This window comes from Pandoraea cepalis (assembly GCF_902459625.1).
Taxonomy (GTDB): domain Bacteria; phylum Pseudomonadota; class Gammaproteobacteria; order Burkholderiales; family Burkholderiaceae; genus Pandoraea; species Pandoraea cepalis.
Genome location: NZ_CABPRY010000001.1, coordinates 652,095 through 677,265, shown reverse-complemented (window position 1 = coordinate 677,265; position 25,171 = coordinate 652,095). Strand labels below are relative to the sequence as shown.

General features: G+C 63.8%; 26 protein-coding genes and 1 pseudogene. 10 read left to right on the top strand and 17 right to left on the bottom strand.

Annotated elements, in window-relative coordinates:
• Window positions 1-124 precede the first annotated feature (124 nt).
• Both nodI and PCE31107_RS03060 read left to right on the top strand, forming a co-directional pair.
• The gene (nodI, locus tag PCE31107_RS03065) at window positions 125-1,042 is read left to right on the top strand and encodes a nodulation factor ABC transporter ATP-binding protein NodI (protein ID WP_130027681.1); all 918 of its coding nucleotides are present in this window, start codon (window positions 125-127) and stop codon (window positions 1,040-1,042) included.
• 13 nt (window positions 1,043-1,055) lie between these two features.
• Window positions 1,056-1,937, top strand: coding sequence for an ABC transporter permease (locus tag PCE31107_RS03060; RefSeq protein WP_425494709.1), 882 nt, complete (start codon window positions 1,056-1,058; stop codon window positions 1,935-1,937).
• A gap of 118 nt (window positions 1,938-2,055) precedes the next feature.
• Here the strand turns inward: PCE31107_RS03060 and PCE31107_RS03055 are convergent, their stop codons facing one another.
• Both PCE31107_RS03055 and PCE31107_RS03050 read right to left on the bottom strand, forming a co-directional pair.
• On the bottom strand, window positions 2,056-3,504 hold the full coding sequence (locus PCE31107_RS03055; protein WP_150606423.1) for a M16 family metallopeptidase: 1,449 nt from the start codon (window positions 3,502-3,504) through the stop codon (window positions 2,056-2,058).
• A gap of 12 nt (window positions 3,505-3,516) precedes the next feature.
• Complete coding sequence (locus PCE31107_RS03050) at window positions 3,517-4,935, bottom strand: M16 family metallopeptidase (RefSeq protein ID WP_150606421.1); 1,419 nt, start codon at window positions 4,933-4,935, stop codon at window positions 3,517-3,519.
• Between the two features lie 171 nt (window positions 4,936-5,106).
• On the opposite strand from PCE31107_RS03050, the gene ftsY reads away from it, so the two are divergent.
• The gene (gene ftsY / locus PCE31107_RS03045; RefSeq protein WP_150606419.1) at window positions 5,107-6,513 is read left to right on the top strand and encodes a signal recognition particle-docking protein FtsY; all 1,407 of its coding nucleotides are present in this window, start codon (window positions 5,107-5,109) and stop codon (window positions 6,511-6,513) included.
• A gap of 135 nt (window positions 6,514-6,648) precedes the next feature.
• Here the strand turns inward: ftsY and PCE31107_RS03040 are convergent, their stop codons facing one another.
• Both PCE31107_RS03040 and maiA read right to left on the bottom strand, forming a co-directional pair.
• A complete protein-coding gene (locus tag PCE31107_RS03040) occupies window positions 6,649-7,275 on the bottom strand; it encodes a LysE/ArgO family amino acid transporter (RefSeq protein WP_150606417.1) in 627 nt (208 codons plus the stop codon).
• 8 nt (window positions 7,276-7,283) lie between these two features.
• Entirely contained in the window at window positions 7,284-7,931 is a 648-nt protein-coding gene (maiA, locus tag PCE31107_RS03035) for a maleylacetoacetate isomerase (RefSeq protein ID WP_150606415.1), read from the bottom strand.
• Window positions 7,932-8,129: 198 nt separating this feature from the next.
• Here maiA and ybiB point away from each other — a divergent pair, with 198 nt between their 5' ends.
• Complete coding sequence (gene ybiB, locus PCE31107_RS03030) at window positions 8,130-9,086, top strand: DNA-binding protein YbiB (protein ID WP_150606413.1); 957 nt, start codon at window positions 8,130-8,132, stop codon at window positions 9,084-9,086.
• A gap of 183 nt (window positions 9,087-9,269) precedes the next feature.
• On the opposite strand, the gene PCE31107_RS03025 is transcribed toward ybiB, so the two are convergent.
• Window positions 9,270-9,653, bottom strand: a complete 384-nt coding sequence (locus PCE31107_RS03025) for a nuclear transport factor 2 family protein (protein ID WP_017232672.1) — start codon at window positions 9,651-9,653, stop codon at window positions 9,270-9,272.
• 220 nt (window positions 9,654-9,873) lie between these two features.
• Here PCE31107_RS03025 and rpoH point away from each other — a divergent pair, with 220 nt between their 5' ends.
• From rpoH to cydX, 5 genes are all read left to right on the top strand, one after another.
• Window positions 9,874-10,812: an RNA polymerase sigma factor RpoH gene (gene rpoH, locus PCE31107_RS03020; RefSeq protein ID WP_026131720.1), complete on the top strand. Its 939-nt coding sequence runs from the start codon at window positions 9,874-9,876 to the stop codon at window positions 10,810-10,812.
• Window positions 10,813-11,227: 415 nt separating this feature from the next.
• Window positions 11,228-11,548, top strand: a complete 321-nt coding sequence (cydP, locus tag PCE31107_RS03015; RefSeq protein WP_150606412.1) for a cytochrome oxidase putative small subunit CydP — start codon at window positions 11,228-11,230, stop codon at window positions 11,546-11,548.
• A complete protein-coding gene (locus tag PCE31107_RS03010) occupies window positions 11,538-13,142 on the top strand; it encodes a cytochrome ubiquinol oxidase subunit I (protein ID WP_150606410.1) in 1,605 nt (534 codons plus the stop codon). The genes cydP and PCE31107_RS03010 overlap by 11 nt, the downstream gene beginning before the upstream one ends.
• 27 nt (window positions 13,143-13,169) lie before the next feature.
• Window positions 13,170-14,306: a cytochrome d ubiquinol oxidase subunit II gene (gene cydB / locus PCE31107_RS03005; protein WP_174966545.1), complete on the top strand. Its 1,137-nt coding sequence runs from the start codon at window positions 13,170-13,172 to the stop codon at window positions 14,304-14,306.
• Window positions 14,307-14,321: 15 nt separating this feature from the next.
• On the top strand, window positions 14,322-14,444 hold the full coding sequence (gene cydX / locus PCE31107_RS03000) for a cytochrome bd-I oxidase subunit CydX (RefSeq protein ID WP_017232677.1): 123 nt from the start codon (window positions 14,322-14,324) through the stop codon (window positions 14,442-14,444).
• An 86-nt stretch (window positions 14,445-14,530) separates the two neighbouring features.
• On the opposite strand, the gene PCE31107_RS02995 is transcribed toward cydX, so the two are convergent.
• From PCE31107_RS02995 to PCE31107_RS02975, 5 genes are all read right to left on the bottom strand, one after another.
• Window positions 14,531-15,133, bottom strand: a complete 603-nt coding sequence (locus tag PCE31107_RS02995) for an SCO family protein (RefSeq protein ID WP_150606406.1) — start codon at window positions 15,131-15,133, stop codon at window positions 14,531-14,533.
• A gap of 144 nt (window positions 15,134-15,277) precedes the next feature.
• The gene (cyoE, locus tag PCE31107_RS02990) at window positions 15,278-16,183 is read right to left on the bottom strand and encodes a heme o synthase (RefSeq protein ID WP_130024757.1); all 906 of its coding nucleotides are present in this window, start codon (window positions 16,181-16,183) and stop codon (window positions 15,278-15,280) included.
• An 18-nt stretch (window positions 16,184-16,201) separates the two neighbouring features.
• The gene (locus tag PCE31107_RS02985) at window positions 16,202-17,389 is read right to left on the bottom strand and encodes a COX15/CtaA family protein (protein WP_150606404.1); all 1,188 of its coding nucleotides are present in this window, start codon (window positions 17,387-17,389) and stop codon (window positions 16,202-16,204) included.
• Between the two features lie 76 nt (window positions 17,390-17,465).
• Entirely contained in the window at window positions 17,466-18,098 is a 633-nt protein-coding gene (locus PCE31107_RS02980) for an SCO family protein (protein ID WP_174966531.1), read from the bottom strand.
• A 7-nt stretch (window positions 18,099-18,105) separates the two neighbouring features.
• Window positions 18,106-18,834 (bottom strand): SURF1 family protein, encoded by a 729-nt coding sequence (locus tag PCE31107_RS02975; protein ID WP_150606880.1) that lies wholly within the window; start codon window positions 18,832-18,834, stop codon window positions 18,106-18,108.
• A gap of 137 nt (window positions 18,835-18,971) precedes the next feature.
• On the opposite strand from PCE31107_RS02975, the gene PCE31107_RS02970 reads away from it, so the two are divergent.
• Window positions 18,972-19,175, top strand: a complete 204-nt coding sequence (locus PCE31107_RS02970; RefSeq protein ID WP_026131724.1) for a twin transmembrane helix small protein — start codon at window positions 18,972-18,974, stop codon at window positions 19,173-19,175.
• A gap of 334 nt (window positions 19,176-19,509) precedes the next feature.
• Here PCE31107_RS02970 and PCE31107_RS02965 read toward each other — a convergent pair whose 3' ends face one another.
• From PCE31107_RS02965 to PCE31107_RS02940, 7 genes and pseudogenes are all read right to left on the bottom strand, one after another.
• Window positions 19,510-20,370, bottom strand: coding sequence for a cytochrome c oxidase subunit 3 (locus PCE31107_RS02965; protein ID WP_150606402.1), 861 nt, complete (start codon window positions 20,368-20,370; stop codon window positions 19,510-19,512).
• A gap of 39 nt (window positions 20,371-20,409) precedes the next feature.
• The gene (locus PCE31107_RS02960) at window positions 20,410-20,631 is read right to left on the bottom strand and encodes a DUF2970 domain-containing protein (protein WP_150606400.1); all 222 of its coding nucleotides are present in this window, start codon (window positions 20,629-20,631) and stop codon (window positions 20,410-20,412) included.
• On the bottom strand, window positions 20,624-21,241 hold the full coding sequence (locus PCE31107_RS02955) for a cytochrome c oxidase assembly protein (RefSeq protein ID WP_150606398.1): 618 nt from the start codon (window positions 21,239-21,241) through the stop codon (window positions 20,624-20,626). The genes PCE31107_RS02960 and PCE31107_RS02955 overlap by 8 nt, the downstream gene beginning before the upstream one ends.
• Window positions 21,242-21,381: 140 nt before the next feature.
• Window positions 21,382-21,501, bottom strand: a complete 120-nt coding sequence (locus tag PCE31107_RS23485) for a cytochrome oxidase small assembly protein (RefSeq protein ID WP_217424916.1) — start codon at window positions 21,499-21,501, stop codon at window positions 21,382-21,384.
• 2 nt (window positions 21,502-21,503) lie between these two features.
• A complete protein-coding gene (gene ctaD, locus PCE31107_RS02950) occupies window positions 21,504-23,096 on the bottom strand; it encodes a cytochrome c oxidase subunit I (protein ID WP_017232688.1) in 1,593 nt (530 codons plus the stop codon).
• A 47-nt stretch (window positions 23,097-23,143) separates the two neighbouring features.
• Window positions 23,144-24,361: pseudogene (coxB, locus tag PCE31107_RS02945) on the bottom strand (cytochrome c oxidase subunit II); the annotation flags it as partial.
• Between the two features lie 40 nt (window positions 24,362-24,401).
• Window positions 24,402-24,875 carry a DUF2244 domain-containing protein gene (locus tag PCE31107_RS02940; RefSeq protein WP_017232690.1) on the bottom strand — a complete coding sequence of 158 codons (474 nt, stop codon included), beginning with the start codon at window positions 24,873-24,875 and terminating at the stop codon, window positions 24,402-24,404.
• Window positions 24,876-25,171: the final 296 nt, after the last annotated feature.

Below are 25,171 nucleotides of genomic sequence, written 5' to 3'. Positions count from 1 at the left end.
TGCCCCATCAAGGCATACGATGGCAGGCGATGCGTCGATCCCGAGCGGCGAGCGTCTGCCTCGACACCAGTGGCACAACGACGACGCGCCCGGCAGGACATCACAGGAAACCGCCCGATTCGCCATGACCGACGCCGCCATCGAGGTAATTGAGCTGTGCAAGGCCTATGACGGCCGTTCCGTGGTCGACCATCTTTCGCTGCGCGTCGCACCGGGCGAGTGCTTCGGCTTGCTCGGGCCCAACGGGGCCGGCAAGACCACCACGTTGCGCATGCTGCTGGGCCTGGTCACGCCCGACAGCGGTGAAATCCGTCTCGGTGGCCTGTCCGTGCCGCGACAGGCGCCACAGGCGCGACGCCGCGTCGGTGTCGTGCCACAATTCGACAACCTCGACCCCGACTTCACTGTGCGCGAGAACCTCGCGGTCTTCGGACGCTATTTCGGACTCTCCTCTGCCGAGCTTCGGGAACGCGTGCCCGCCCTGCTCGCGTTCGCGCGACTCGAGTCGAAGGCAGACGCCCGCGTCGGCCAACTCTCAGGCGGCATGAAACGACGTCTCACACTCGCCCGGGCGCTCATCAACAATCCCGATGTGCTTGTGCTCGACGAGCCCACGACGGGCCTCGATCCGCAAGCTCGCCACCTGATCTGGGAACGGCTCAAGTCGCTGATGAACGAGGGCAAGACGATTCTGCTCACGACGCACTTCATGGAAGAAGCCGAGCGCCTGTGCCATCGTCTGTGCGTGATCGACGCCGGCCGCAAGATCGCCGAGGGCACGCCGCCCGAACTGGTTGCGCGCGAAATCGGCTGCGATGTCGTGGAGGTGTTCGGCGACGTGCCGCAAGCCCTGCTCGCGCGCCTGACGCCGCTGGCCGAGCGCATCGAGACGAGTGGCGAGACCCACTTCTGCTATGTGCGCGACGCGGTGCCGGTCGTTGCAGCGCTGCAAGATCAGCCCGGCGTTCGATATCTGCATCGGCGAGCCAATCTGGAGGACGTCTTTCTCAAACTCACCGGCCGGGAGATGCGCGATGACTGAACGTGACCATCCCATGCCCGACACACTCGAAACACGCGAAACACGCGACACCGGCGACAGCGCGGCAGTCTCGACGGCGGGCGCGCACCGCGCGGGCCCACCCCACGAACGCCCCCCGGAGACGCCTCGCTACCTGCCCGGCATCTCGTCGTGGATGGGCGTCTGGCGGCGCAACTTCCTCGTCTGGCGCAAGCTCGCCATCGCGTCGCTGTTCGGCAATCTGGCTGACCCGATGATCTATCTCTTCGGGCTGGGGTTCGGCCTCGGCATGATGGTCGGCGAGGTCGACGGCACCTCATACATTGCGTTTCTCGCCGCAGGGACCGTTGGCTCAAGCGTGATGTTCTCCGCCAGCTTCGAATCGATGTACTCGGGCTTCTCGCGCATGCATGTGCAGCGCACGTGGGAAGCGCTCATGCACACGCCGCTCACGCTGGGCGACGTCGTGCTCGGCGAAGTCGTGTGGGCTGCGAGCAAGGCCGTGCTCTCAGGTGTCGCGATCCTGCTGGTGGCCAGCGCACTCGGCTATGCGCGCATCGACAGCATACCTGTCGTACTGCCGGCGATCCTGCTGGCGGGACTCGCGTTCGCCAGTCTGGCGATGGTGATGACGGCGCTCGCGCCGAGCTATGACTTCTTCATGTTTTACCAGACGCTGGTCATGACACCGATGCTGCTGCTCTCGGGGGTGTTCTTCCCCTTGGCGCAACTGCCGGCGGCAGCCCGTCACGTCACTGAATGGCTGCCCCTGGCCCACGCGGTAGCGCTGATCCGCCCCGCCATGCTCGGACGCCCCATCGACCTGCCATGGCTGCATGCAAGCGCGCTCGCTATCTATGCGGTCGTCGGGTTCGCCGCGGCACTCGTACTGCTGCGCAGGCGCATTCTTCGGTAACGCCGCGCCGTACCTTTCGGGGCCCGCTCACGCAAGCCAACGAAAAACGGCACCGAAAGCTGTCGGTGCCGTCAGTCGTATGCCAATACGTCGCGTCAATCCCACGACGATGCGACGATTATTTCGTTTGCTTGCCTGCCGAAGATTTGGCGCCGGGCGCCGCCGCGCCTGCGCTTGCGCCGCCGAAGACGTTGCTCGGCCCCACGACAACCGTGACGAGCCGGTCCGGCTGCACGTGACGCGCGAAGGCGCTCTTTACCTGCGCGGCGGTCACGGCTTGAACGTTGCGGGTCCACGTATCGAGGTAGTCCAGCGGCAGGTGATAGAAGCCGATAGCGGCCACGTTCGCCAGCAGCTTGCGGTTACTGTCGAGTCGCAGCGGGAAGCCGTTGGTCAGGTTGTCCCTGGCGGCCTGCATCTCCGCGTCGGTCGGCCCGTCCTGGACGAACTTGGCGAGTGTTTCACGCACGACCTTGAGCGCCTCCGGTGCCTGCTCGCGGCGCGTCTGCAAACTGATCTCGAACGGCCCCTCCTGCAACTGCGGCATGAAGCCACTCGACACACCGTACGTCAGACCGCGTTTCTCGCGCACCTCTGCCGTCAAGCGAGACACGAAGCCCCCGCCGCCCAGGACATAGTTACCCACGAGCAACGGGAAGTAGTCGGGATCACTGCGTGCCACCGATGCCTGCCCCGTCACGATATGCGCCTGTTCCGCCGGGTGCGGCAGATCGATCTGCACGGCACTGCCCAACGACGCGACCGGCGGCATCGCCGGCGGCGTCACGCCCACGGGCATGGCGTCGGTCAGCATGGCGACGAGCGCCTCCGCCTGCGCTCGATCAATGTCCCCGACGATCGTCACGACCGCCCGCTTCGGGCTGTACATGTCGCGGTAGAAACGCACCAGATCGTCGCGCTTCACGGCGGTCACACTCGCCACCGTCGGGCTGACGCCGTACGGATGGCTGCCATAGATCGCGCGGCGAAATGCCTTCTCGGCGATCGCCTCGGGCTTCGTATCGGATTCCGCAATCGCCGACGACAGACGCGCCGCTTCCCGCTTGAGCACCGCATCGGGGAACGTAGGATGTTGCAGGAACTGCGCCATCGCGCCGACCGCCGCATCGCGTTCGGTCGCCGACGACAGCGTGCGCAGGGTGACGGTTGCGGCATCGCGTCCGGCACTCGTCGCTTCCATCGCACCCACGTCGGCAAAGCGATCGGCAATCTGCGCCTCGGTCAGCGCGGGGCGCCCCGCTGCGGCGGACGCGCCCGCGTCGAGCAAGCCCGCCGTGAGCATCGCCAGACCGGACTTGCCCGGCGGATCGTAGCGACTGCCGGCATCGAAGTCGATGTTCAGGTCGATCATCGGGATCGAACGACTCTCGACGAACATCACCTTGGCGCCCGACGGCGCCACCCAGCTTTGAATCGGCAGCGCCGCGCGAGCACTCAGCGGTGTGACGGCAATAATCGCGCCCGCGGCAACGGCAGCAACGCTCGCCGTAAAGCCCGTGCGCGCAGGCACGGAGAACGCACGCAACAGTGCGGAAATTTTCATCATCGTGTGGCCCTCTCAGCGCATGTTCTTCAAGTCTTCCGCCCCTTGGGCGCGGCGCTTTCGTGTCGCTTCGTCGATGGGCTGGGGGACCAGCGTCGCCACGGTCAGGGACGCGTCGCCGAAGTACTTGCCGGCCACCGCCTGCACCTGTGCCGGCGTGACCGCCTTCACCTTGTCGAGCATGCGATCGATCTGCCGCCACGAGATGCCCGACATTTCGTTCAGGCCGATCTCCATCGCCTGGCCGAACACCGAGTCGCGTTTGTAGATTTGCGAGGCGACGACCTGCGCCTTCACGCGCCCAAGTTCCGCCTCGGTCACACCATGCGCCGCAATATCGGCCACCTGCGCGCGAAGCGCCTTCTCTAGCTGCTCAGGCGTCTTGTCCTTCGCGGGGGTGCCGTCGAGAAGGAAGAATTGCGGGCCACGGCCCACGCCATCGTAGTTGGCACCGACATCGTTCGCGATGCGTTGCTCGCGCACGAGACGGCTCGTCAGACGCGCATTGCCATAGCCGTCGAGCACGGCGGCGAGCACCTGCAACGCATAGACATCGTCGTCCTTTTCGACGTCGGTCAGACGAGGCGCACGCCACGCGAGCATCACGTGTGGATTCTCGGCAGGCGCTTTCACGAACACCCGGCGCACGCCGAGTTGGGCCGGCTCGTTCTGAGGACGCCGATCAGGCAACGCATGCGGCTTGAGCGGGCCGTAATAGGTCTCGGCGAGTTGTTTGACCTGCGCGGGATCGACATCGCCGCTCACGACCACCACCGCATTGTTCGGCGCGTACCAGCGCGCGTACCAGTCGCGTGCGTCCTGGACGGTCATGTGCTGAAGGTCGTCCATCCAGCCGACGATTGGGCGACGATAGGGATTGGCAACGAGCGCCGAGGCCATCAGTTGCTCGTAGAGCAATGCGCGCGGCTGATCGTCCGTGCGCAGCCGGCGCTCCTCCATGACCACCTGGATCTCTTTGGCAAACTCGTCGCCGGAGAGCGTGAGGTTGGCCATGCGGTCGGCCTCGAGACGCATCATCTCCGGCAGACGCGACTTCTCCGTCTGCTCGAAGTAGCCGGTGTAGTCCTTGCTGGTGAACGCATTTTCACGGCCACCCAGGGCCGCCACCTGACGCGAAAACTGGCCCGGCCCGACAGTCTTGGTGCCCTTGAACATCATGTGTTCGAGCACGTGGGCCACGCCCGTCGTGCCGTTGAATTCGTCGAGCGAGCCAGCTCGGTACCAGACCACATGGGCCACCGTTGGTGCCCGGTGGTCTTCGCGCACGATCAGCCGCAGCCCGTTCGATAACGTGAATTCCGACGTGTTATCCGCCGTTTTGCTGCCGGCGGTGTCGGCCGCCTGGCTCAGGCATGCCACACTGGCCAGGATGAGTCCGGCCAAGGTATGTCGCCAGCGCATGGTTCCCGTCATGGATCCCCTTTCGCCCGTCGCGGACGTTGATTCGCGTCTGATAAAATACGTCGCATCTCCCGCGTCGGAAATCACGACCCGCCCATTGTAGGGCGTTTTGTGCGACGCGAATGGCAAGACAAATCACAGACGCACGCCGACCGCGTGCGCCCACGTCGAGTTCTTCACCCCATGTTCAGTTTCTTCAAGCGCTTCAAGTCGGGCGGTAACAAAGCCGCCGAGACGAGTCCCGCATCGACCGAATCTCTCGCGTCCGACGCGCTGGCGCCATCGCCGGAAATCCCGGAAACGCCCGCTTCGCCAAGCTTGCCAGTCGAAGACGCTGCGGCGAAGGCCGACATCGCACCGGCCGTTGCCCCCACGCCCGCGCCGGCCGAAGCCGCACCGGCGCCCACCGCGCCGATCGACGCCCCGTCCTCGCCTGTCACCCCGGTCGAAAATGCGGCGCTGTCCGAACCGGCGCGGGGGAATGTCCCATCGCTCGTCACGCCTGCGCAGTCCACGCCGACGCTCGCTCCGCAGATCGCGCCCGAACAGGCGGAACTGGCGGAGCCCCTCGAGCCAATTGAACCGATTGAGCCGATTGAGCCGGCCGCACCGCCCCCGGCCGTCGTTGTCAAGGATGCCCACGGCGACGCCATCGGCGAGATCGTCGCGGCCCCCGCGCAAGCTCCGGCCGCCAAGCGGTCCTGGCTCACGCGCCTGAAGGCAGGACTGTCGAAGACGAGCGCCGGCCTCACGGGCATCTTCATCGGCGTGAAAGTCGACGAGAACCTGTTCGAGGAACTGGAAGACGCCTTGCTGATGAGCGACGCCGGCGTGGAAGCCACGGCTTTCCTGATCGGCGCCCTGCGCAAGAAGGTCAAGACTGACCGGCTGACCGAAGGCGAGCAGGTCAAGCGCGCGCTGCACGATCTGCTGGTCGAATTGCTGCAGCCGCTGGAACAAAGCCTGGTCCTGGGTCGCGAGGCGCCGTTGGTCGTGATGATCGCGGGCGTGAACGGCGCAGGCAAGACGACAAGCATCGGCAAGCTCGCCAAACACTTCCAGCACTACGGCCAGTCCGTGCTGCTCGCCGCCGGAGACACCTTCCGCGCCGCGGCACGAGAACAACTGGCGATCTGGGGTGAGCGCAACAACGTCGCCGTCGTCTCACAGGAAAACGGCGACCCGGCCGCCGTCGTCTTCGACGCCGTCACTGCCGCACGCGCGCGCAAGATCGACATCGTGATGGCCGACACCGCGGGTCGACTGCCCACACAATTGCATCTGATGGAAGAGTTGAAGAAGATCAGGCGCGTGTTGGGCAAAGCTGCCGAGGGCGCACCGCACGAGGTGCTGCTTGTGATCGACGCCAACACGGGACAAAACGCGCTCACTCAGGTCAAGGCGTTCGACGACGCGCTGCAACTCACCGGCCTCATCGTGACAAAGCTCGACGGCACGGCCAAGGGCGGCATTCTCGCCGCCATTGCGCGCCAGCGTCCGGTGCCGGTGTACTTCATCGGCGTGGGCGAAAAGGTCGAGGATCTGCAGCCGTTCTCGGCGCGCGAATTCGCCGACGCCTTGCTCGGCTAACTCAGCGAACTCAGCGAAGCGCGTCCGACGGCACGGTCCGCAACGCCGACCATAAAGGCAACGGCCCGCCTGCATCACGCGGCGGGCCGTTGCCTTTTCAGACGACGCAAGACAGCGCCGCCCGATAACAACGCATTACCACTGCTGCGCGACGAGTCCTGCGCAGAGCCCCCACATCATCGTGCCGACGACCCCATCGAGGATCTGCCACGCCCGCGCGCGCGCAAAAAGCGGCGCAAGCAACCGGGCGCCATAGCCCAGCGCGCAGAACCACAACACGGAGGCAGTCATTGCCCCCGCGGCAAACCACGCATTCCCGGGCGGCACCTCGCGAGCGCCGATCCCGCCCAGCAGAATCACCGTATCGAGATAGACGTGCGGATTGAGTAACGAGAGCATCAGCACGAGCACGAACGCTCGCTGCCAGGTCATCGCCTGTGTGGCCGCACGGCTGCCGTCGGCCTGCAAGGCACCCGCACCGCGCAATGCGGCACGCCACGCGCGCAGGCCGTACCAGAACAGAAACGCCGCGCCGCCCCACGTCACCGCCGTCAGGAAGCGCGGATAGGCGGCAATCAAGCCGCCCATGCCCGCGACCCCCGCCGCAATCAAGACCATGTCGCAAATTGCGCAAACGGCCACGACCACGCCGACATGGCGTCGAAGAATGCCCTGACGCAGCACAAACGCGTTCTGCGCGCCAATGGCCATGATGAGGCTGGCGCCCAGCGCCATGCCCCGCCAGAACGCGGGATCGACCATCGTGAGGCTTACTCGGCGTCGGGTTGCGCTTCGGGCGCCGCGCGCTGGAAAGCGTCGAGTGTCAGGCAATGTGCGTTGACGGCGGCGATTCGCGGGAAGGGCGTCATGTCTACCTTGAATCGGTTCGCGTTGTAGACCTGCGGCACGAGGCAGCAATCCGCGAGCGTCGGGGTGTCACCAAAGGTGAACCTGCCTTGCGGCGACTGCGCCGCCAGCCGGGCTTCCAGCGCCGCGAAACCCTCCACGACCCAGTGGACATACCACGCATCCTTTTGCGCGTCGGTCACCCCCAGGTCGCGCTTGAGGTAACGCAGCACGCGCAGGTTGTCGATCGGGTGGATGTCGGCGGCGATGTCGAGCGCCAGCGCTCGCACCTGAGCGCGCGCCACCGGGTTGGCCGGGAGGAGCGCAGGCGTCGGATGCACCTCTTCGAGATACTCGATGATGGCCAGCGATTGATGGAGGTTCACGCCCTCGTCGACGAACGTCGGCACCAATCCGTTGACGTTGAGCGCAAGGTACGCCGGTTTGCGCTGCTCGCCGCCCTCGCGCACCAGATGCACCGGCACGGTCTCGTAATCGAGGCCCTTCAAATTCAGGGCGATCCGCACGCGATACGCGGCGGAACTGCGGAAATAGCTATACAGCGTGGACATGGCTGACCTCGGAGGCGAAATTGGGGAAGGCGCGGCGCCGGCTTCAAGCCTGAGGGGCCGCGTCTGAACACGAAATGGTACTTCAAGCGCTGGCCCCGATGACACTTGATTGCGTATGATGGATGGATATCCGGCGGCAGGATCACAGCGGCTCGACCGTCCCCTGCACCGCCCCCGCGACCCCAACACCGACGTGCCATGACCTCTGCCGCTCCTTTCGCCTGTGCACCGCTGCTCAAAATCATCGCTCGCGGGGCGAAAGGCGCACGGGCACTCAACGCCGACGAGACGCGTACCCTGTTCGACGCCATCCTCGCCGGCCGCGTGGCCCCTGCGGAGCTGGGCGGGGTTCTGATCGCCTATCGTATCAAGGGGGAAACGCCGGTCGAACTGCGCGCGATGCTCGACGCCGCGCACGCGACGTTTACGCCGCTCGTCGCCCCCACCGACGCCCCGCCGCCGGTGCTGCTGCCCAGTTACAACGGCGCGCGCAAGCAACCGAACCTCACGCCGCTGCTTGCCCTGCTGCTCGCCCGCGAGGGGATTCCGGTACTCGTGCACGGTCAGCATCACAGTGGCGCGAATCGCGTGGGCTCCCAGGCGATCTTTACCGCGCTGGGTCACGCCGCTTGTCAATCCGCGGCCGAGGTGGAGGCAGCGCTGCGAACGCGTCGTGTCGCCTATCTGCCGATTGCGGCGCTTTCCCCGGCGCTGGAGCGACTGCTGGAGATGCGTTCGGCGCTGGGTGTTCGCAACTCCGGCCACACCGTGGTGAAGTTGTTGCAGCCATTTGCCGGCCCGGCGTTGCGGCTCGTGAATTACACGCACCCGGAATATCGAGAAACGCTCAGTGAGATGTTTGCCGACGCGGCCAACAGTCCGGCGCCGGGCGTGCTGCTCGCGCGTGGCACGGAAGGCGAACCGGTCGCGGATGCCCGCCGCCAGGCCGCCATCGACGGCTTTTCGGATGGGGCTTACCAGCTTTGGCAGGAAGCGGAAGACGGTGCAACGGGCACGCCGCCGATGCTCCCGGCGGCCGACGCGCCGGCAACCGCGCAGTGGATTGAAGCCGTGCTGGCCGGCACCGTTGCCGTGCCTGCGCCGATCGCCCGGCAAGTCGAGGTGATTCGTCAGGCACTGGGACGCATCCAATAGAAAGCAGTCGCACGCACTCGAGCGCAACGGCGAGGCCCCCCTGGATTTCGACGCCTCCAAGAATGCTTGATAATTTTCGGAACATTTCATTCCGAAATTAGTCAATTATACTGTTTTGGGGCAAATATCCAGCGAGTGCCAGGGAAATGCGCGGCCCAATCGGCCTGACGAAATACTGGCGATTCAGTCGGTCGACGCCATGCGAGTCGCCTGCCACGAGATGAGGTGCCATTCGTTGGCCTCAAGCACGTGCACCGCCGTATAAGCCATTTGCGACTCGAGCGAGCCGGTGGCGGTTTCCAGTTCGACCTTCAGCTTGCCCGTGACGACCACGGTGTCGCCGAACTGGCGCAGTTCCTGTGCGCGGATATCGATGTCGAGGTAACGACGGCGGCCCGAGGTGAGCGCGTCGAGAAATTCGCGTTTGCTTTCGCGTTTGCCGTTCGAATGAACGTAGTGCAGACCGTCGGCCAAGAGGGCGTCGAGTTGTTCGACGTCCCCTTCGACCATCGCGTCAAAGCGCGCCGACTCGCGTTCGCGTACCGCGTCAATTTGCTTCTCCGCCATGTCGACCTCCCGTCGTCTTCGCCCCAATCGCGCGCGGCTTGGGTTGCAATTTACACCATCCGCGTGACGTTTGCGCCAGTGACTTTCCCCGTTTGATGGGGGGTGCTGGAAAACCCCGAGATTGCGGAAACTTCCCGTCCGGTAAGGGTTCTAACGTCTTTAGCACTCATTCGAAGAGAGTGCTAAAATGCTTTCCAGAGGCTAACCAGGAGTCTGCCACTTGAGTACTGCCGCCACTTTGCATCCGACGACGCCGGCCACCGGCACGGCGCCGACTTCGCGAGCCCTTGCGTTTGCCCCGTCTGCATTGATGCTGCCGGGCAGTCTGGGCAATATCGAAAGCTATATTCAAGCCGTCCACCGTATTCCGCTGCTTACCGCCGAGGAAGAACAGTCGCTCGCCAAGCGTCTGCGTGAGAACGACGACCTCGAAGCCGCCCGTCAGCTCGTGCTCTCGCACCTGCGTCTGGTGGTGTCGATCGCACGTAATTACCTCGGCTACGGTCTGCCGCACGCTGACCTGATCCAGGAAGGCAACATCGGCCTGATGAAAGCCGTCAAGCGCTTCGATCCGACCCAGGGGGTGCGACTCGTGTCGTACGCCATGCATTGGATCAAGGCTGAGATTCACGAGTATGTGCTGCGCAACTGGCGCACGGTCAAGGTTGCGACGACCAAGGCCCAGCGCAAGCTGTTCTTCAATCTGCGCAGCCAGAAGCAAGGCCTGCAGGCGTTCACGCCGGACGAGATCGATCAGGTCGCCCGCGATCTGAACGTCAAGCGCGAAGACGTCGTCGAGATGGAAACGCGCATGTCGGGCGGCGATATCGCCCTCGAAGGGCATAGCGACGACAGCGACAGCGCAAGCTTCGCCCCCATCGCGTATCTGGCCGATTCGCACCAGGAGCCGACCGCCGTGATCGCCGCACGCGAGCGCGACCGTCTGCAAAGCGACGGCCTGCAAACGGCCCTCGGCCGTCTCGACGCACGCAGCCGCCGCATCATCGAAGCGCGCTGGCTGTCGGTGGCCGACGACGGCAGCGGCGGCGCCACGCTGCACGAGCTGGCAGACGAATTCGGCGTGTCTGCCGAGCGCATCCGTCAGATCGAAGTCGCCGCAATGAAGAAGATGAAGGGCGCGCTGCAAGCCTCTGCGTAACACCTCGATCGGATTGTCGACGGCAATGCGTCACGTTGCCACACGACATCGCCGACACCGAAACCCCGTGAGATCCACGGGGTTTTTTTATTGGACTTCGAAAGTTCACGCGACATTTGCGTCGGACTTGATGCATCGCAAAGTCGCCGGCGAGCGCGGTCGATAGAATCAATCTGCACGTGGCCATGTTACGTGCGAAGGACGGCCCGGGGGCCGTTCGCTGCGCCGGACCCGTGTTTCGAATCCGCTTCTCTTCGGCCGTCTTGCCTGACGGTAGATCCGCATCGAAATGGCGTCGTCGGCGTGTCATCCGCCCCCGCGCCGCGGTTTGACATTTTCAAGCGATGAGGCAAAATGCGGCGAAAGTCGACGCGGTTTCCGACACAACGACTTTTGACGCCAGGAGCCGTCACGGATGGACACCCACTCTCCTAGCAGTCTGAAGCCTCCCGCCACGGCCGCGCCTGTCGCGGCGTCGCGTCCCGCCATCGCCGCCCTGCGTACCTGGGCGATGCAGCGCTGGCGCAACCGCCCGTCCCGCTTCATGTTCGAAATCCTGATCGTCCTCGCGATCAAGGTAGCACTCCTTTTCATCCTGAAGCACGCGTTCTTCGACGCCCCGATGGCCAAGCACATGCAACTGCCGCCGGATGTCGTGGCCCGCGCCCTGATCGGGCCGCAAGCCGTCGAAGCGCCATCCCCCACCCCAAGTCAAGGTGTCCGCCATGATCAGTAGCGAAGTCGTTGACCTCTCGCGCCTGCAGTTCGCCATAACGGCGTTGTATCACTTCCTGTTTGTCCCGCTCACCCTGGGCCTGTCGTGGCTGCTTGTCATCATGGAATCGGTCTACGTGATGACCGGCAAGCCGATCTACAAGGACATGACCCAGTTCTGGGGCAAGCTCTTCCTGATCAACTTCGCGATGGGCGTGACCACCGGTCTCACGCTCGAATTCCAGTTCGGCACCAACTGGGCGTACTACTCGCATTACGTGGGCGATATCTTCGGCGTGCCGCTCGCGATTGAAGGCCTGATGGCGTTCTTCCTCGAAGCCACGTTCGTCGGTCTGTTCTTCTTCGGCTGGAACAAGCTCTCGCGCATCGGCCACCTGGCCACCACGTTCGCGGTGGCACTGGGCTCGAACCTCTCGGCGTTGTGGATTCTCGTGGCGAACGGCTGGATGAACAATCCGGTCGGCGCGCACTTCAACTACGAGACCATGCGCATGGAGTTGACCAGCATCTGGGACGTGATCTTCAACCCCGTGGCCCAGGTGAAGTTCGTGCACACGCTCTCGGCCGGCTATGTCACCGCCGCCATGTTCGTGCTCGGCATCTCGGCCTGGTACCTGCTCAAGCGCCGCGACGTGCCGTTCGCGCTGCGCTCGTTCGCCGTCGCGGCCGGCTTCGGTCTGGCCTCGACGCTGTCGGTCATCGTGCTGGGCGACGAATCGGGCTACACCACGGGCGAAGTGCAGAAGGTCAAGCTCGCCGCGATCGAAGCGGAATGGGAGACGGCCAAGCCGCCCGCCGCCTTCACGCTGTTCGGCTTCCCGAACCAGAAAGAGGAGCGCACCGACCGCGCGGTGACGATTCCCTGGGCGATGGGCCTGATCGCCACGCGCTCGATCGACACGCCGGTGATTGGTCTCAAGCAATTGCGCGACGAGCACGAGGAGAACATTCGGCGCGGCATGCTCGCCTTCGCGGCACTCGAGAAGCTGCGCGGCGGCGATACCTCGCCGGCCGTGCGCACCGAGTTCGACAAATACAAGGACGATCTCGGCTACGGTCTGCTGCTCAAGAAGTACACACCGAACGTTGTCGATGCCACGCCCGAGCAGATCCACCTGGCGGCCAACGACACGATTCCGCGAGTGGCGCCTGTGTTCTGGTCGTTCCGCGTCATGGTCGCGCTGGGCTTCCTGTTCCTGTTCACGTTCCTCTGGGCGTTCTGGCTGTGCGCACGCCGTCGTCTGCTCAAGCCGCGCTCGGCATGGTTCCTGCGCTGGACGGTGTGGGCGATTCCGCTGCCGTGGATCGCCATCGAGTTCGGGTGGATCGTTGCCGAGATGGGGCGTCAGCCGTGGACCATCGCCGGCGTGCTGCCGACCCACCTTTCGGTCTCGTCGCTCTCGGCAACCGACCTGTACCTGAGCCTCGCGGGCTTCATCATCTTCTACACCGCGTTGCTCATCGTCGAAATGTTCCTGATGGTGAAGTACGTCAAGCTCGGCCCGTCGTCGCTGCACACCGGCCGCTATCACTTCGAGACCGAAGGGACCGACGGCGCGGCCATGGTTGGCAAGCGTCCGACGGCTTCGGTCTGATCGTCAGGGAGACACCACATCATGATGATCGATTACACCGTACTCAAGCTGGTCTGGTGGGTGCTCATCGGCGTACTGCTGATCGGCTTCGCCTTCTTCGACGGCTTCGACATGGGCACGGCCACGCTGCTGCCCTTCCTGGGCAAGACCGACGCGGAGCGCCGCGTCATCATCAATACGGTCGCGCCGACCTGGGAAGGCAATCAGGTCTGGTTCGTCACGGCGGGCGGCGCAATGTTCGCCGCCTGGCCGCTCGTCTACGCGGCCGCGTTCTCGGGCTTGTACTGGGCACTGCTGCTCGTGCTCTTCGCGTTGTTCCTTCGACCGGTCGGCTTCGACTACCGCAACAAGCTGCCGAGCGCACGCTGGCGCAATTCGTGGGACTGGGCGCTGTTCGCCGGCAGCGTGGTGCCGTCGCTGGTGTTCGGCGTGGCCTTCGGTAACTTGCTGCTCGGCCTGCCGTTCTCGTTCGACGACACCATGCGCTCCGCGTACACCGGCTCGTTCTGGGCACTGCTCAATCCGTTCGCGCTGCTGTGCGGCCTCGTGAGCCTGCTGATGCTGCTCACGCACGGCGCGGCCCATCTGCGCATGAAGGCCGATCCGATCGTGGCCGAACGCGCCGGACGCATCATGCGCCTCACCGCGCTGGGCACGCTGCTGCTGTTCCTCGTGGCGGGCGTACTCGTCGCCACGCATGTCGACGGTTTCGCCATCACGAAGATGGCCGCGACCGACTCGCCGGCCAACCCGCTCCTGAAGCAGGTCACGACGGGCCCCGGCCTCTGGCTCTCGAACTATCAGACGTACCCGTGGATGATGGCGGCACCGATCGTTGCCTGTTTATGCGCCCTGCTCGCGGCCCTGCTGGCGACCAGCCGGGCCTACGCGTGGACGTTCGTCGTCACCGGCCTGATGATGGCTGGCATCATCCTCACCGCGGGCTTCTCGATGTTCCCGTTCGTGATGCCCTCGGCCACGGTGCCCGGCAACAGCCTGACGGTCTGGGACGCCACCTCGAGTCAGCTCACGCTGCAAATCATGCTCATCGCCGTCGTCGTCTTCCTGCCCGTCGTCCTGCTCTATACCGGCTGGGTGTATCGCGTGATTCGTGGACGCGTGACGATCGAGACGGTCAACGACAACCCGCACACGATGTATTGATCAAGGAGTCGCGACATGTGGTACTTCTCTTGGATTCTCGGCCTCGGCCTCGCGCTCGCGTTCGGCATCATCAATGTGATGTGGTTCGAAGCGCATGACGACCTCGAACGCCGCAGTCAGGAAGGCAATGGCCCCTGAGTGCTCCCGCTCGGGGCCAGCTCGGCAGAAATGAAAATCGCGCCCCGAGGGGCGCGATTTTTTTGTGCGTCACGCGCGATGCCGACTCAGCTCAGCAACGTGTGCAGATCCTTGGCCATTGCATCGACCGACTCGTCGGGACGCATGAACAGGCGCAACTGACCGCTCGGGTCGAAGACATAGATGCCCGCGGTATGGTCGATGGTGTAGTTGGTCGGCGTGGAACCTTCCACCTTGTTCACCACGACGCGGAACGACTGGGTAACGGCCTTGAGCGCCGCGTCGTCAGCCGGACGCAGCCCCACGAACGTCGGGTTGAACGCAGGCGCATACTGCGCCATCAGTTCCGGCGTATCGCGCTGCGGATCGACGGTCACGAACACGACCTGCACGCGTTGCGCGTCCGGACCGAGCTTCTGCATGACCTGATTGAGCTGCGCCATCGTGGTCGGGCAAACGTCGGGGCAATGCGTGTAGCCGAAGAACATCACCACCGCCTTGCCCTTGTAGTCGGCGAGTGTACGCGTCTTGCCCTGCGGATCCTGCAGCGAGAAGTTTTGCGCAAACGCCTTGTTGCCGGTGATATCGAGGCTCTGGAACGTCGGGCCGTCGTTGCCGCAGGCGGCGAGCAGCACGGTGAGTCCCATCAGCAATAGCGCGCGACGCAACCAGATGACAGCCAGATTCATGAACGAATGCCCCAAAAACGGATGAAAAAATGCGTCGCGCAAAGACAACAGGCGCGCCGGCCAGGAATACCGTAACGCGCCTGTCATCGTGGCTCGACCGACCGCGGACCACGCACCCGCGACTACAACCGCAACGGCAAGGTTTTAGCCCAGCAGGAAGATCTGAACGTAATGATCCACCAGCAGTGCGGCAAACAGCAGCGACAGGTAGATGATCGAGTAGCGGAACATCGATCGCGAGAGCGCATCGGAATAGTGGCGCCACAGCTTGATCGCGTAGCCGAGGAAGATGCCCGAGAGCACGACCGCCGACACCAGGTAGACGTAACCGCTCATGCGATGCGCGAACGGCAGCAGCGACACCGCGAACAGCACCACACTGTAGAGCAGGATTTGCAGACGCGTGTATTTCTCGCCGTGCGTGATCGGCAGCATGGGCAGCCCCGAATTCACGTAATCCTGACGGCGATAGAGCGCGAGCGCCCAGAAATGCGGCGGCGTCCAGACGAAGATGATGAGCACCAGAATCCACGCATCGGCCGGCACGGCGCCGGTGGCCGCGGCCCAGCCGAGCGCCGGCGGCATGGCCCCCGACGCGCCGCCGATCACAATGTTCTGCGGCGTGGACGGCTTGAGGATGATGGTATAGATCAGCGCGTAGCCGACGAACGTGGCCAGCGTGAGCCACATCGTCAGCGCATTGGTGAAGGTGTAGAGCACCGCCATGCCGGCTGCGCCGAGAATCGTCGAGAAGACGATGATTTGCCACGGCGCGATCTCGCCACGGGCGGATGGCCGCCACGCCGTGCGGCGCATCAGCGCGTCGACGCGTTGCTCGATCAGGCAATTCACGGCAAAGGCGGATCCAGCCAGAAGCCAGATACCGAGGGTGCCGCCGATCAGCACCTGCAGCGGCACCATGCCCCGCGTGGACAGGAACATGCCGATCACGGCGCAGAACACGGCGAGCTGCGTCACACGGGGCTTTGTCAATGCCCAGTATTGTGCGATACGGCTCGCTGGCGGATGGGGAAGGGTCGTGCTTTTCATACACTCAGAGGCAATGCGCTACGCCGAGCCAGTCGGGGCGCCGGCGAGTGGAGCGGCAGCCGGCTGCGCTGCTGGGAGGGGCTTCTGGCGGGCCGGAAGGTCATCAGCCTGATCGCTCAGGCGGGCCGCCGTTAACGCCGTTTTGGCGGCGCGGATGCGGAAGTTTAACATAACGAGCAATAGCAGCAGGATCGCCGCACCGCCGTTGTGGGCAATGGCGTTGAGCAGCGGCCATTGGAAAACGATGTTCGACAATCCGGTCGCGAATTGCACAAACACCAGGATCAACACCAGGATCGATGGCTTTCTGAGCGCCGCATGACGCCGCAGCCGGCTCGCCAGCCAGGCCAGATACGCCACCACCACCACCGCGAACGTCCGGTGCACCCAATGGATCGCGACCAGCGCGTCCATGGGAATCACCTCGCCACCGGCCGTTTTCCCCAGCGCGCGCCAGAGCCTGAAGCCGTTATGGAAGTCCATCGGCGGCACCCACTGGCCCTGACACGTCGGGAAATCGGTGCAGGCAAGCACTGCGTAGTTGGTACTCACCCATCCACCGAGCGCGATCTGGAACACCAGCAACGCCAGTCCGATGAGCGCAGCCCAGCGCCAGCGCAGCGCGCCGGGGTCGGCTGCCACGCTGGCGAGCGGCATCTGGCGCGATGCCAACCAAACGAGCGACGCCAATAAAGTGAGCGCCAACATCAAATGTGTCGAGACGATCACTGGCTGAAGCTTCATCGTGACGGTCCAGGCGCCGAACGCCCCCTGCACGCAAACGAGCACAAACAGCCAGGTGGCGAGCCAGGGCGACTGCTTCAGTTCGCGTCGCTTCACCCAGGCTGTCACCATCAGCGCAATGATGAGCACGCCCACAGCCATGGCGAAGTAGCGGTGAACCATCTCGATCCACGCCTTGACGAACGTCACCGGGCCGCTCGGCAGCAGCAACTGCGCGGCATGAATGTCCGCATGGGCGGCGAACGGCGACGACGTGCCGTAGCAGCCTGGCCAGTCAGGACACCCGAGCCCCGAATCCGTGAGCCGCGTGAAGCCGCCGAACATGATCAGGTCGAGCGTGAGAAAGGTCGTCACCCAGGCCAGTTTGCGGTATTTGTTCGTGTCGCGGCGCAACAGCACCCAGCCCAGCGGCAGCACCGCGATACACAGGCCGATAAAGCCCAGTTCCAGAAGGTAAAGCATCGGTTTTACGTCAGGTCTTCGTCATGTCCGGTGCGCCATTGCACACGGTCTCGTTGCCGTTGTCGGGTCTCGCCCCTCAACCCGTCCCCGACCACTTGAGCAGGCGAGCAAGATCGCGCTTGATCTTGCTGGGGTCGGCGTGCTTCGGGAACGCCATCATCAGGTTGCCCAGCGGATCGACCAGGTAGATGTGGTCGCTCACCTGGGTGCCGTCCTGCGTTGGCAGCCAGGCGGCCAGTGCGGCAGGATCGACGCGCAGACGTCGCGTGTCCGGATACGCGCTATCGATTTTCTGCGGCACGGAGGCGGCATCCGTCACCAGCCAGAGCGTTTCCACTCGCGTGCGCTCATTGCCCTGCAACACGCGAATCTGCCGCATGTAGAAGAGCTTGCTCACGCAATTCTCGTCGCAAGCGGCCGCGTCCGCGCTGATCATCAGCCACTTGCCCTTGAGCGACGACAGCGGCAGCGTCTGCCCAGTCTCGTCGTCGCGCGCCACCAGCGCGGGCAGCGGCCGCTGCGGCTCGATCAGCTTGCCGTAGGCCGACGTGCCGCCCTGCGGCTTGAACACGTAATACATCAGGTACGCTGCCACCGCCGGCGCCGCACACACGACGAACAACAGCACCAACATACGCCGCGCTCGGCGTCGCTGTGCCGGATCGATGGCGGGGCCGTCGGCGTGCCCGGGATTCACCTCTGTACTCATGCTCGCCTCATGCCCGCTTGAAGTTGTTGTCGGGGGACGCCGCCAGCCGGCGTCCTCGCCGATACGCCAGACGCAAGCCCAGCAGCGCGAGCACCAGCGACATGCCGGCCCACTGCGCCATATACCCGTAGTTGCGATCCGCCCCACTGGCCGGCGCAGGCCAGTCGCGCAACAGATGATCGCCCGTGTCGTTCGTTTGCATGATCACGAACGGCTGCAGCGGCAGCGCCGTTTCGCGCGCGTAATCCGCCACGTCGAGATTCTGGCGAATCGTCATCCCCGCCGCGGAACCGCCTTTGCCCAACTCGAAGGCACGCGACGGGTCCGGCTGCGCCAGGCCCTCGATGGTGACGTCACCGGCTGGGGTCGCGTACGGCATGATCGACGTGCGATCGCGCAAATCGCGGGGCAACCATCCACGATTGACGAGCACCACGCGATCCGGTGCGATCTGCAGCGCCATCACCACATAGAAACCGGGCAGTTCGTTGCGGGGACGATTGTCCAGATACACCACGCGGTTCTGCAGGAAGCGTCCCGTGACGCGCACGCGCCGGTTCGCCACGTCACCGAGCGTGTATGCCCGTGCGCCCAGCACGAGTACCGGCGCGTGTTCGGCCTGCTCGATCTGCGCCTGACGCGCCAGACGCATCTGGGCACGCTCGTATTGCCACACACCAAGCGCCGCCGTAAGCACCACGGCCAACAGCATCAGCGCCGCCGGCACCGGGCGCATTCCGCGCAAAAGGGTTTTCAACACATCCATTCCTTGTCTGGCAGCGCGACGCAGGCGGGCGATCAACACACCGCATTGCAGCGTGCCAGCGCGTGTTCGTTGCCCGATAATGTCGCATCATTGTCATCGGACACATCATGCGCATTATCGTTGCCATCGCCTTCGTCCTGATTCTCGGCAGTCTGGCGTCCGCATTGTTTTTCATGATGCGGGACAAGGGCGGATCGAATCGCACCGTGCATTCGCTCATGGTGCGCGTCGGCCTGTCGGTGACGCTGTTCCTGCTCATCCTGTTCGCCAACTGGATGGGGTGGATTCACAGCACGGGCATACGATACTGAGTCCCGCGCCGCTTCTCTGCGGCAAATCGCCGCACCCCATGCCCACCCTACGGGTTCGATCCACGTCATGCGACGGGTCGTCGCGCGGCGTCATGGCTTGCCGGCCGACGACGGTCGTGCGACATAAAGCCGCATTGCGTCCGCCGCCGCCCTTCGCCTCGCCCATCACGTCCATCACGTCCATCACGCCCATCCTGTCGGCCATCGTGCCGTGAAAGCGCGTGCCGGGCGCCGCCTCGCCTCGCTGCCCTCGCCTCAGCCCCCGCCATCGCTGCAAAAGGAAACGCCGCCGGAATTCGGCGGCGTTCCCCCGATGCACCGACGGCTGTCGGCGTCAGAGCCAGTAGACCACCACGTACAGTCCCAGCCACACCACGTCGACAAAGTGCCAGTACCACGCGGCGCCCTCAAAGCCGAAGTGATGCTCCGGCGTGAAGTGCCCCTTCATCATGCGCACCATCATGACGGTCAGCATGATCGCGCCCAACATCACGTGAAAGCCGTGGAAGCCGGTGAGCAGGAAGAACGTCGAGCCGTACACGCCCGAGGTCAGCTTCAGGTTCAGCTCGGTATAGGCGTGGTGATACTCATAAGCCTGGAAGCCCAGGAACGTGAAGCCCAACGCCACGGTGGCGAACAGCCAGAAAATCGCGCGGGCGCGATGGTTGGCGCGCAGCGCGTGGTGCGAGATCGTCAGCGTGACGCCCGAGGTCAAGAGCAGTGCCGTATTGAGCGTGGGGATTGGCCAGGGGCCCATCGTCTCGAAGGCGTCCACCACGCCGGCCGGGCCGGCGTTCGGCCACACGGCGCTGAAGTCGGGCCAGAGCAGCTTGTTGTCGAGATCGCCGAGCCACGGCATCGCCAGGGTGCGGGCGTAGAACAGTGCGCCGAAAAACGCCGCGAAGAACATCACCTCGGAGAAGATGAACCAGCTCATGCCCCAGCGGTAGGACGCGTCGATGCGCTTGCCGTACAGGCCGCCCTCGGACTCGGCAATCGAGTCGCCGAACCAGCTACGCAGCACCCACAGTACCCACAGCAGGCCGGCCAGCGCCGTCCACGGGGCCCACGGTTGTCCATTGACCCACGCGGCCGCCGAGCCGAGCACCACCAGCAGGCCGACACTGCAGCTCACGGGATGGCGCGACGGGGCCGGCACGTAGTAGTAAGGCGCCGTTTGGTGTTGACCACTCATTCTTATCTCTCCAGGCTTGGTTCTCTTTGTCGATGCCACTCACGTCGCGAGCCGAATGGCGAGCTTCGCCAGCAATACCAGCGCCACGACGAACAGGATGCCTCCGATCAGCCCCGCGACGATCAGATGCACAGGGTTGAGCTGCGCCATGTCGCGGTCATGATCACGCCCCTTGCGCACGCCGAAAAACGACCAGAACACGGCTTTGACGGTCTGGACGAATGACAGCTTGCGCTGGGTCGCCTCCTTCAAGTCATCCATTGCTGCCCTTGCCTCCCCCCGTCGGTTCTGCGTTCAACTCGCCAGCCTGGGCACCGGTTGAGGTATCCGCACGCGGACTGGCGTCGTTCTTGCCGAGATCGAAAAAAGTATAGGACAGCGTAATCGTATTCACATCCTTGGGCAGCTTCGTGTCCACCACGAAGACCACCGGGTATTCCTTGGCCTCTCCGGCCTTGAGTGTCTGCTGGGTAAAGCAGAAGCACTCGATCTTCTTGAAATAGCTCGCGGCCAGCGCCGGCGCATAGCTGGGAATCGCCTGCGCACGCACCTCGTGCGACTGCTGGTTCGCCACTTCGTACTCGATGGTCGCGATCTGCCCCGGATGCACCGTCAGACTGCTCTTCGCCGGCTTGAAGCGCAACGGGCCCTGGGCATTGGCGTCGAACTCGACGGTGATCGTGCGGCTTTCGTCGACCTGCGAATTGCGAGCGGTGATCTCGGTCGCGCGATCGCCCAACTGGTTGATACCCACCAGATTGCAGAACGCCCGGTAGAACGGCACCATGGCGTAACCGAAACCAAACATCACCACGACCATCAGCAGCAGCTTGCTGAAGGTGCGCACATTGATTCTTCGCAAACCGCTCATATTCGCCTTGCCGGTTCCCTGCCTGACGGCCGTCAGTCCTCCGATGCCGTCGGTTGCCGTGTGCCGTCGTGTGCCGTCGTGTGCCGTCGTGAACCCGCTTCCCGTACCGCGCGTCCCGCCGGTGCGACGGGACGTCCGGATCAGATGCCGCCCACCAGCTTGACCTTGATCATCACCCCGAAGAAGAACACCAGCACGACGGAGCCCAGGATCAGCCCCGTGCGCAGGTTCTTCGCGCGTTGCTCGCGAGTCGAAGCCATGATCAATGCACCTTCGGCGGCGTCTCAAACGTATGGAACGGCGCCGGGCTCGGCACGGTCCACTCGAGGCCCTCCGCACCATCCCACGGCTTCGCTTCGGCCGCCGGCCCGCTGCGCCACGTCGGCAGCGCCACGAAGAACAGGAAGTACACCTGCATCAGGCCGAAGGCGAACGCGCCGATCGTCGCCACCTGGTTGAAATCCGTGAACTGCGCCGGGTAGTCCGCATAGCGACGCGGCATGCCGGCCAGCCCCAGGAAGTGCATCGGGAAAAACGTCACGTTGAACGAGATGAGCGTGCCCCAGAAGTGGAATTTGCCACGCCACTCGTTGTACATGTGGCCTGTCCACTTCGGCACCCAGTAATAGAACCCTGAGAAGAGCGCGAAGAGCGAACCGGCCACGAGCACGTAGTGGAAGTGCGCCACCACGTAGTAAGTCCCGTGCATCTGGATATCGAGCGGCGCCATGGCGAGCATGAGGCCGGTGAAGCCGCCCATCGTGAACACGAAGAGGAAGCCGATGGCGAAGAGCATCGGCGTCTCGAACGTGAGCGAGCCCTTCCACATCGTGGCAACCCAGTTGAACACCTTCACGCCCGTCGGCACCGAGATCAGCATCGTGGCGTACATGAAGAAGAGCTGGCCCGTGACCGGCATGCCCGTCACGAACATGTGGTGCGCCCAGACCATGAACGACAAGATCGCGATCGACGCCGTGGCGTAGACCATCGAGCTATAGCCGAACAGCGGCTTGCGCGAGAACGCCGGAATGACCTGCGAGACGATTCCGAACGCCGGCAGAATCATGATGTACACCTCCGGGTGTCCGAAGAACCAGAAGATGTGCTGATACATGACCGGATCGCCGCCGCCCGCCGCGTTGAAGAACGACGTGCCGAAGTGACGGTCCGTGAGCAGCATCGTGATCGCGCCGGCGAGCACCGGCATCACGGCGATGAGCAGATAGGCGGTAATCAGCCACGTCCACACGAACATCGGCATCTTCATCAGCGTCATGCCCGGCGCGCGCATGTTGAGGATGGTCACGATGATGTTGATCGCGCCCATGATCGACGACGCGCCGAGAATGTGCGCACCGAAGATCGCCAGATCCTGGCCCGGCCCCATCTGCACCGACAGCGGCGCGTACATCGTCCAGCCGGCTGCCGTGGCGCCGCCCGGCACGAGGAACGACGAGAGCAGCAGCAGGCCGCCGACCGGCAGCAGCCAGAAGCTGAAGTTGTTCATGCGCGCGAAGGCCATGTCCGACGCGCCGATCTGCAGCGGGATCATCCAGTTCGCAAACCCCACGAACGCCGGCATGATCGCGCCGAAAATCATCACCAGCCCGTGCATGGTGGTGAGCTGGTTGAAGAACTCCGGACGAATGAACTGCAGGCCCGGTTCGAACAACTCCGTACGGATCATCAACGCCATCACGCCGCCCGAGAGCAGCATGACGAACGAGAAGATCATGTACATCGTGCCGATGTCCTTGTGATTCGTCGCGAACAACCAGCGACGCCACCCGTGCGGATGGTCGTGCGCGTGATCGTCGTGACCCGCCACGTGATCGTGAGCGATGGAACTCATACCCAATCTCCTTCCTCGAACTGGTCGAACGGCACTTAACTGTTCTTCGCTGCGCCAGCGTCGGCAGCCCCTGCGGCCTTGGCCGACTTGTTGCCCCGCGCTTCGCGCACCTGGGCCGGCTGAATCACGTCGCCGGTCTTGTTGCTCCACGAGTTGCGCTCGAATGTGATCACCGACGCAAGCTCCACATCGTTCAGATGCGACCAGTTAGGCATCGCATTCTTGCCATGCAGCACGATGCTGATGTGGTCGGCCACCGGTCCGTTCGCGATCTTCGAGCCGTCGAGCGCCGGGAAGGCGCCGCCGCCCTTGCCGTTCGGCTGGTGGCACACCGCGCAATTCGACGCGTAGACCTTCTGGCCACGCTCCATCAACTCCTGCACGGTGTAGGTCTTGTTCGGATCGTCGGCCGACGCGGCCATCAGCTTCTTCTGCGACTCGACCCATGTGTTGTAATCCGCTTCCGAGACGACCTTCACCACGACCGGCATGAACGCGTGTTCCTTGCCGCACAGCTCGGTGCAGAAGCCGCGATACTCGCCGACCTTTTCGGCCTTGAACCACGTGTCGCGCACGAAGCCCGGAATCGCGTCCTGCTTGATGCCGAAGGCCGGTACGTAGAACGAATGGATGACGTCGTTGGCCGTGGTGATCAGACGCACCTTCTTGTTGACCGGCACGACCAGCGGGTTGTCGACTTCCTGCAGATACGTGTTGCTCTTCGGCGACTCCCCGTCGATCTGGCTGCGCGGGGTGGTGAGCGTGGAGAGGAACTTGATGCCCTCGCCGTCGCCCTTGAGGTAGTCATAACCCCATTTCCACTGATAACCGGTGACCTTGATCGTGAGATCGGCGTTGGTGGTGTCCTTCATGGCGACCACGGTCTTCGTGGCGGGCAGCGCCATCAGAATCACGATGATGAACGGCACGACGGTCCAGATCACTTCGACCGTGGTGCTTTCATGGAAATTCGCGGCTTGATGGCCCTTGGATTTGCGGTGCTTGAAGATCGAGTAGAACATCACGCCGAACACGCCGAGGAAGATCACCAGGCAGATGATCAACATCATGGTGTGCAGGCTGTGAAGCTCTTGCGCGAGTTTCGTGACCGGCGGCTGGAAGTTGAGTTCGTTGACGGCCGGCCCCCCGGGCATGTCCGTGACCGCCGCCAGGGCCGGAACGCAGGCGAGCAACGAGGCGCCCGCAAGGAAGGCCGCCAAGGCGTGTTTCGTTTTTTTCATAGCTTCCTTACCCAAAATTACCATCCAAACCTCCCTGGCGGTCGCCCGAGATTGTCTCCATCTCTCAGGCCTGTTGGGCAAGACAACGGCGCAGCTCGCGCGCAAACGTTTCGCGGCGATGCGGCGCAAGGTAAGCACCGACAGTGACCGAGCGGCTACCCGAGCGCAAGACAATGCGCAAACGCGGCGGCTTCTCGATGTCGATGCGCACCCAGCGGGGATTGAACTCGTACTGCGTCAACCTCTGTGCTGAACGTTGCTCGACCACAAGGCTCACGGGCGACAACCGAATGACCTCGTAATCTGTGGCATGCCGGGCATGAATGACAAACGCAACGCCCACCACGAGCAAGTCCAGGCCTGTGAACGGCAAGACCAACCACCCACCGCGCCACGCCGCAATCAAGGCAACACCCAGCGACACGGCGGCCAACGACAGGTAGAACAGGACAAACTGGCGCGGCGATATCGCGCAGTTGCGCTTGTGCTTCCATTCCTTCGTCACCGAATCGGCATCGGAAGAAGAGGCTGCGAGCATCGCCGTCACCCGTGGGGCATTTTGGGTCTTTCATGTCCGACGGCCGGGAACTTGCTGCGTCCGGGCCGCGACAAACTGCCGCATTATAGAACGCGCCTTCTCCAAGCGACAACATTGATACCGAGTATTTGGCGCACCATAGCATTCTCCTGAACTCATTGATGCAAAAGGGAAATCCGTTTATTCCCCTAGTCTGAAATCGCGACGGCGAAGCGACTACGGGATACTCCCTATGCGTCATCGGTTTGACACATTGCAACAACGCGACGACTCGTTGCGGTGTCCTGACTACCTGA

Excerpts from the sequence above, each read along its gene's own strand:
- PCE31107_RS02995 (WP_150606406.1), bottom strand. The coding sequence starts at position 15,133 with ATGAATCTGGCTGTCATCTGGTTGCGTCGCGCGCTATTGCTGATGGGA.
- PCE31107_RS02960 (WP_150606400.1), bottom strand. The coding sequence starts at position 20,631 with ATGGATGACTTGAAGGAGGCGACCCAGCGCAAGCTGTCATTCGTCCAG.
- PCE31107_RS02965 (WP_150606402.1), bottom strand. The coding sequence starts at position 20,370 with ATGAGTGGTCAACACCAAACGGCGCCTTACTACTACGTGCCGGCCCCG.
- PCE31107_RS02970 (WP_026131724.1), top strand. The coding sequence starts at position 18,972 with ATGCGCATTATCGTTGCCATCGCCTTCGTCCTGATTCTCGGCAGTCTG.
- PCE31107_RS03040 (WP_150606417.1), bottom strand. The coding sequence starts at position 7,275 with ATGGTCGATCCCGCGTTCTGGCGGGGCATGGCGCTGGGCGCCAGCCTC.
- maiA (WP_150606415.1), bottom strand. The coding sequence starts at position 7,931 with ATGTCCACGCTGTATAGCTATTTCCGCAGTTCCGCCGCGTATCGCGTG.
- PCE31107_RS23485 (WP_217424916.1), bottom strand. The coding sequence starts at position 21,501 with ATGGCTTCGACTCGCGAGCAACGCGCGAAGAACCTGCGCACGGGGCTG.
- PCE31107_RS02985 (WP_150606404.1), bottom strand. The coding sequence starts at position 17,389 with ATGCTTTACCTTCTGGAACTGGGCTTTATCGGCCTGTGTATCGCGGTG.
- ftsY (WP_150606419.1), top strand. The coding sequence starts at position 5,107 with ATGTTCAGTTTCTTCAAGCGCTTCAAGTCGGGCGGTAACAAAGCCGCC.
- cydP (WP_150606412.1), top strand. The coding sequence starts at position 11,228 with ATGGACACCCACTCTCCTAGCAGTCTGAAGCCTCCCGCCACGGCCGCG.
- PCE31107_RS03010 (WP_150606410.1), top strand. The coding sequence starts at position 11,538 with ATGATCAGTAGCGAAGTCGTTGACCTCTCGCGCCTGCAGTTCGCCATA.
- PCE31107_RS03055 (WP_150606423.1), bottom strand. The coding sequence starts at position 3,504 with ATGATGAAAATTTCCGCACTGTTGCGTGCGTTCTCCGTGCCTGCGCGC.
- cyoE (WP_130024757.1), bottom strand. The coding sequence starts at position 16,183 with ATGAAAAGCACGACCCTTCCCCATCCGCCAGCGAGCCGTATCGCACAA.
- PCE31107_RS02940 (WP_017232690.1), bottom strand. The coding sequence starts at position 24,875 with ATGCTCGCAGCCTCTTCTTCCGATGCCGATTCGGTGACGAAGGAATGG.
- ctaD (WP_017232688.1), bottom strand. The coding sequence starts at position 23,096 with ATGAGTTCCATCGCTCACGATCACGTGGCGGGTCACGACGATCACGCG.
- PCE31107_RS03050 (WP_150606421.1), bottom strand. The coding sequence starts at position 4,935 with ATGACGGGAACCATGCGCTGGCGACATACCTTGGCCGGACTCATCCTG.
- cydX (WP_017232677.1), top strand. The coding sequence starts at position 14,322 with ATGTGGTACTTCTCTTGGATTCTCGGCCTCGGCCTCGCGCTCGCGTTC.
- nodI (WP_130027681.1), top strand. The coding sequence starts at position 125 with ATGACCGACGCCGCCATCGAGGTAATTGAGCTGTGCAAGGCCTATGAC.
- PCE31107_RS02955 (WP_150606398.1), bottom strand. The coding sequence starts at position 21,241 with ATGAGCGGTTTGCGAAGAATCAATGTGCGCACCTTCAGCAAGCTGCTG.
- ybiB (WP_150606413.1), top strand. The coding sequence starts at position 8,130 with ATGACCTCTGCCGCTCCTTTCGCCTGTGCACCGCTGCTCAAAATCATC.
- PCE31107_RS03025 (WP_017232672.1), bottom strand. The coding sequence starts at position 9,653 with ATGGCGGAGAAGCAAATTGACGCGGTACGCGAACGCGAGTCGGCGCGC.
- PCE31107_RS02980 (WP_174966531.1), bottom strand. The coding sequence starts at position 18,098 with ATGAGTACAGAGGTGAATCCCGGGCACGCCGACGGCCCCGCCATCGAT.
- PCE31107_RS02975 (WP_150606880.1), bottom strand. The coding sequence starts at position 18,834 with ATGCGCCCGGTGCCGGCGGCGCTGATGCTGTTGGCCGTGGTGCTTACG.
- PCE31107_RS03060 (WP_425494709.1), top strand. The coding sequence starts at position 1,056 with ATGCCCGACACACTCGAAACACGCGAAACACGCGACACCGGCGACAGC.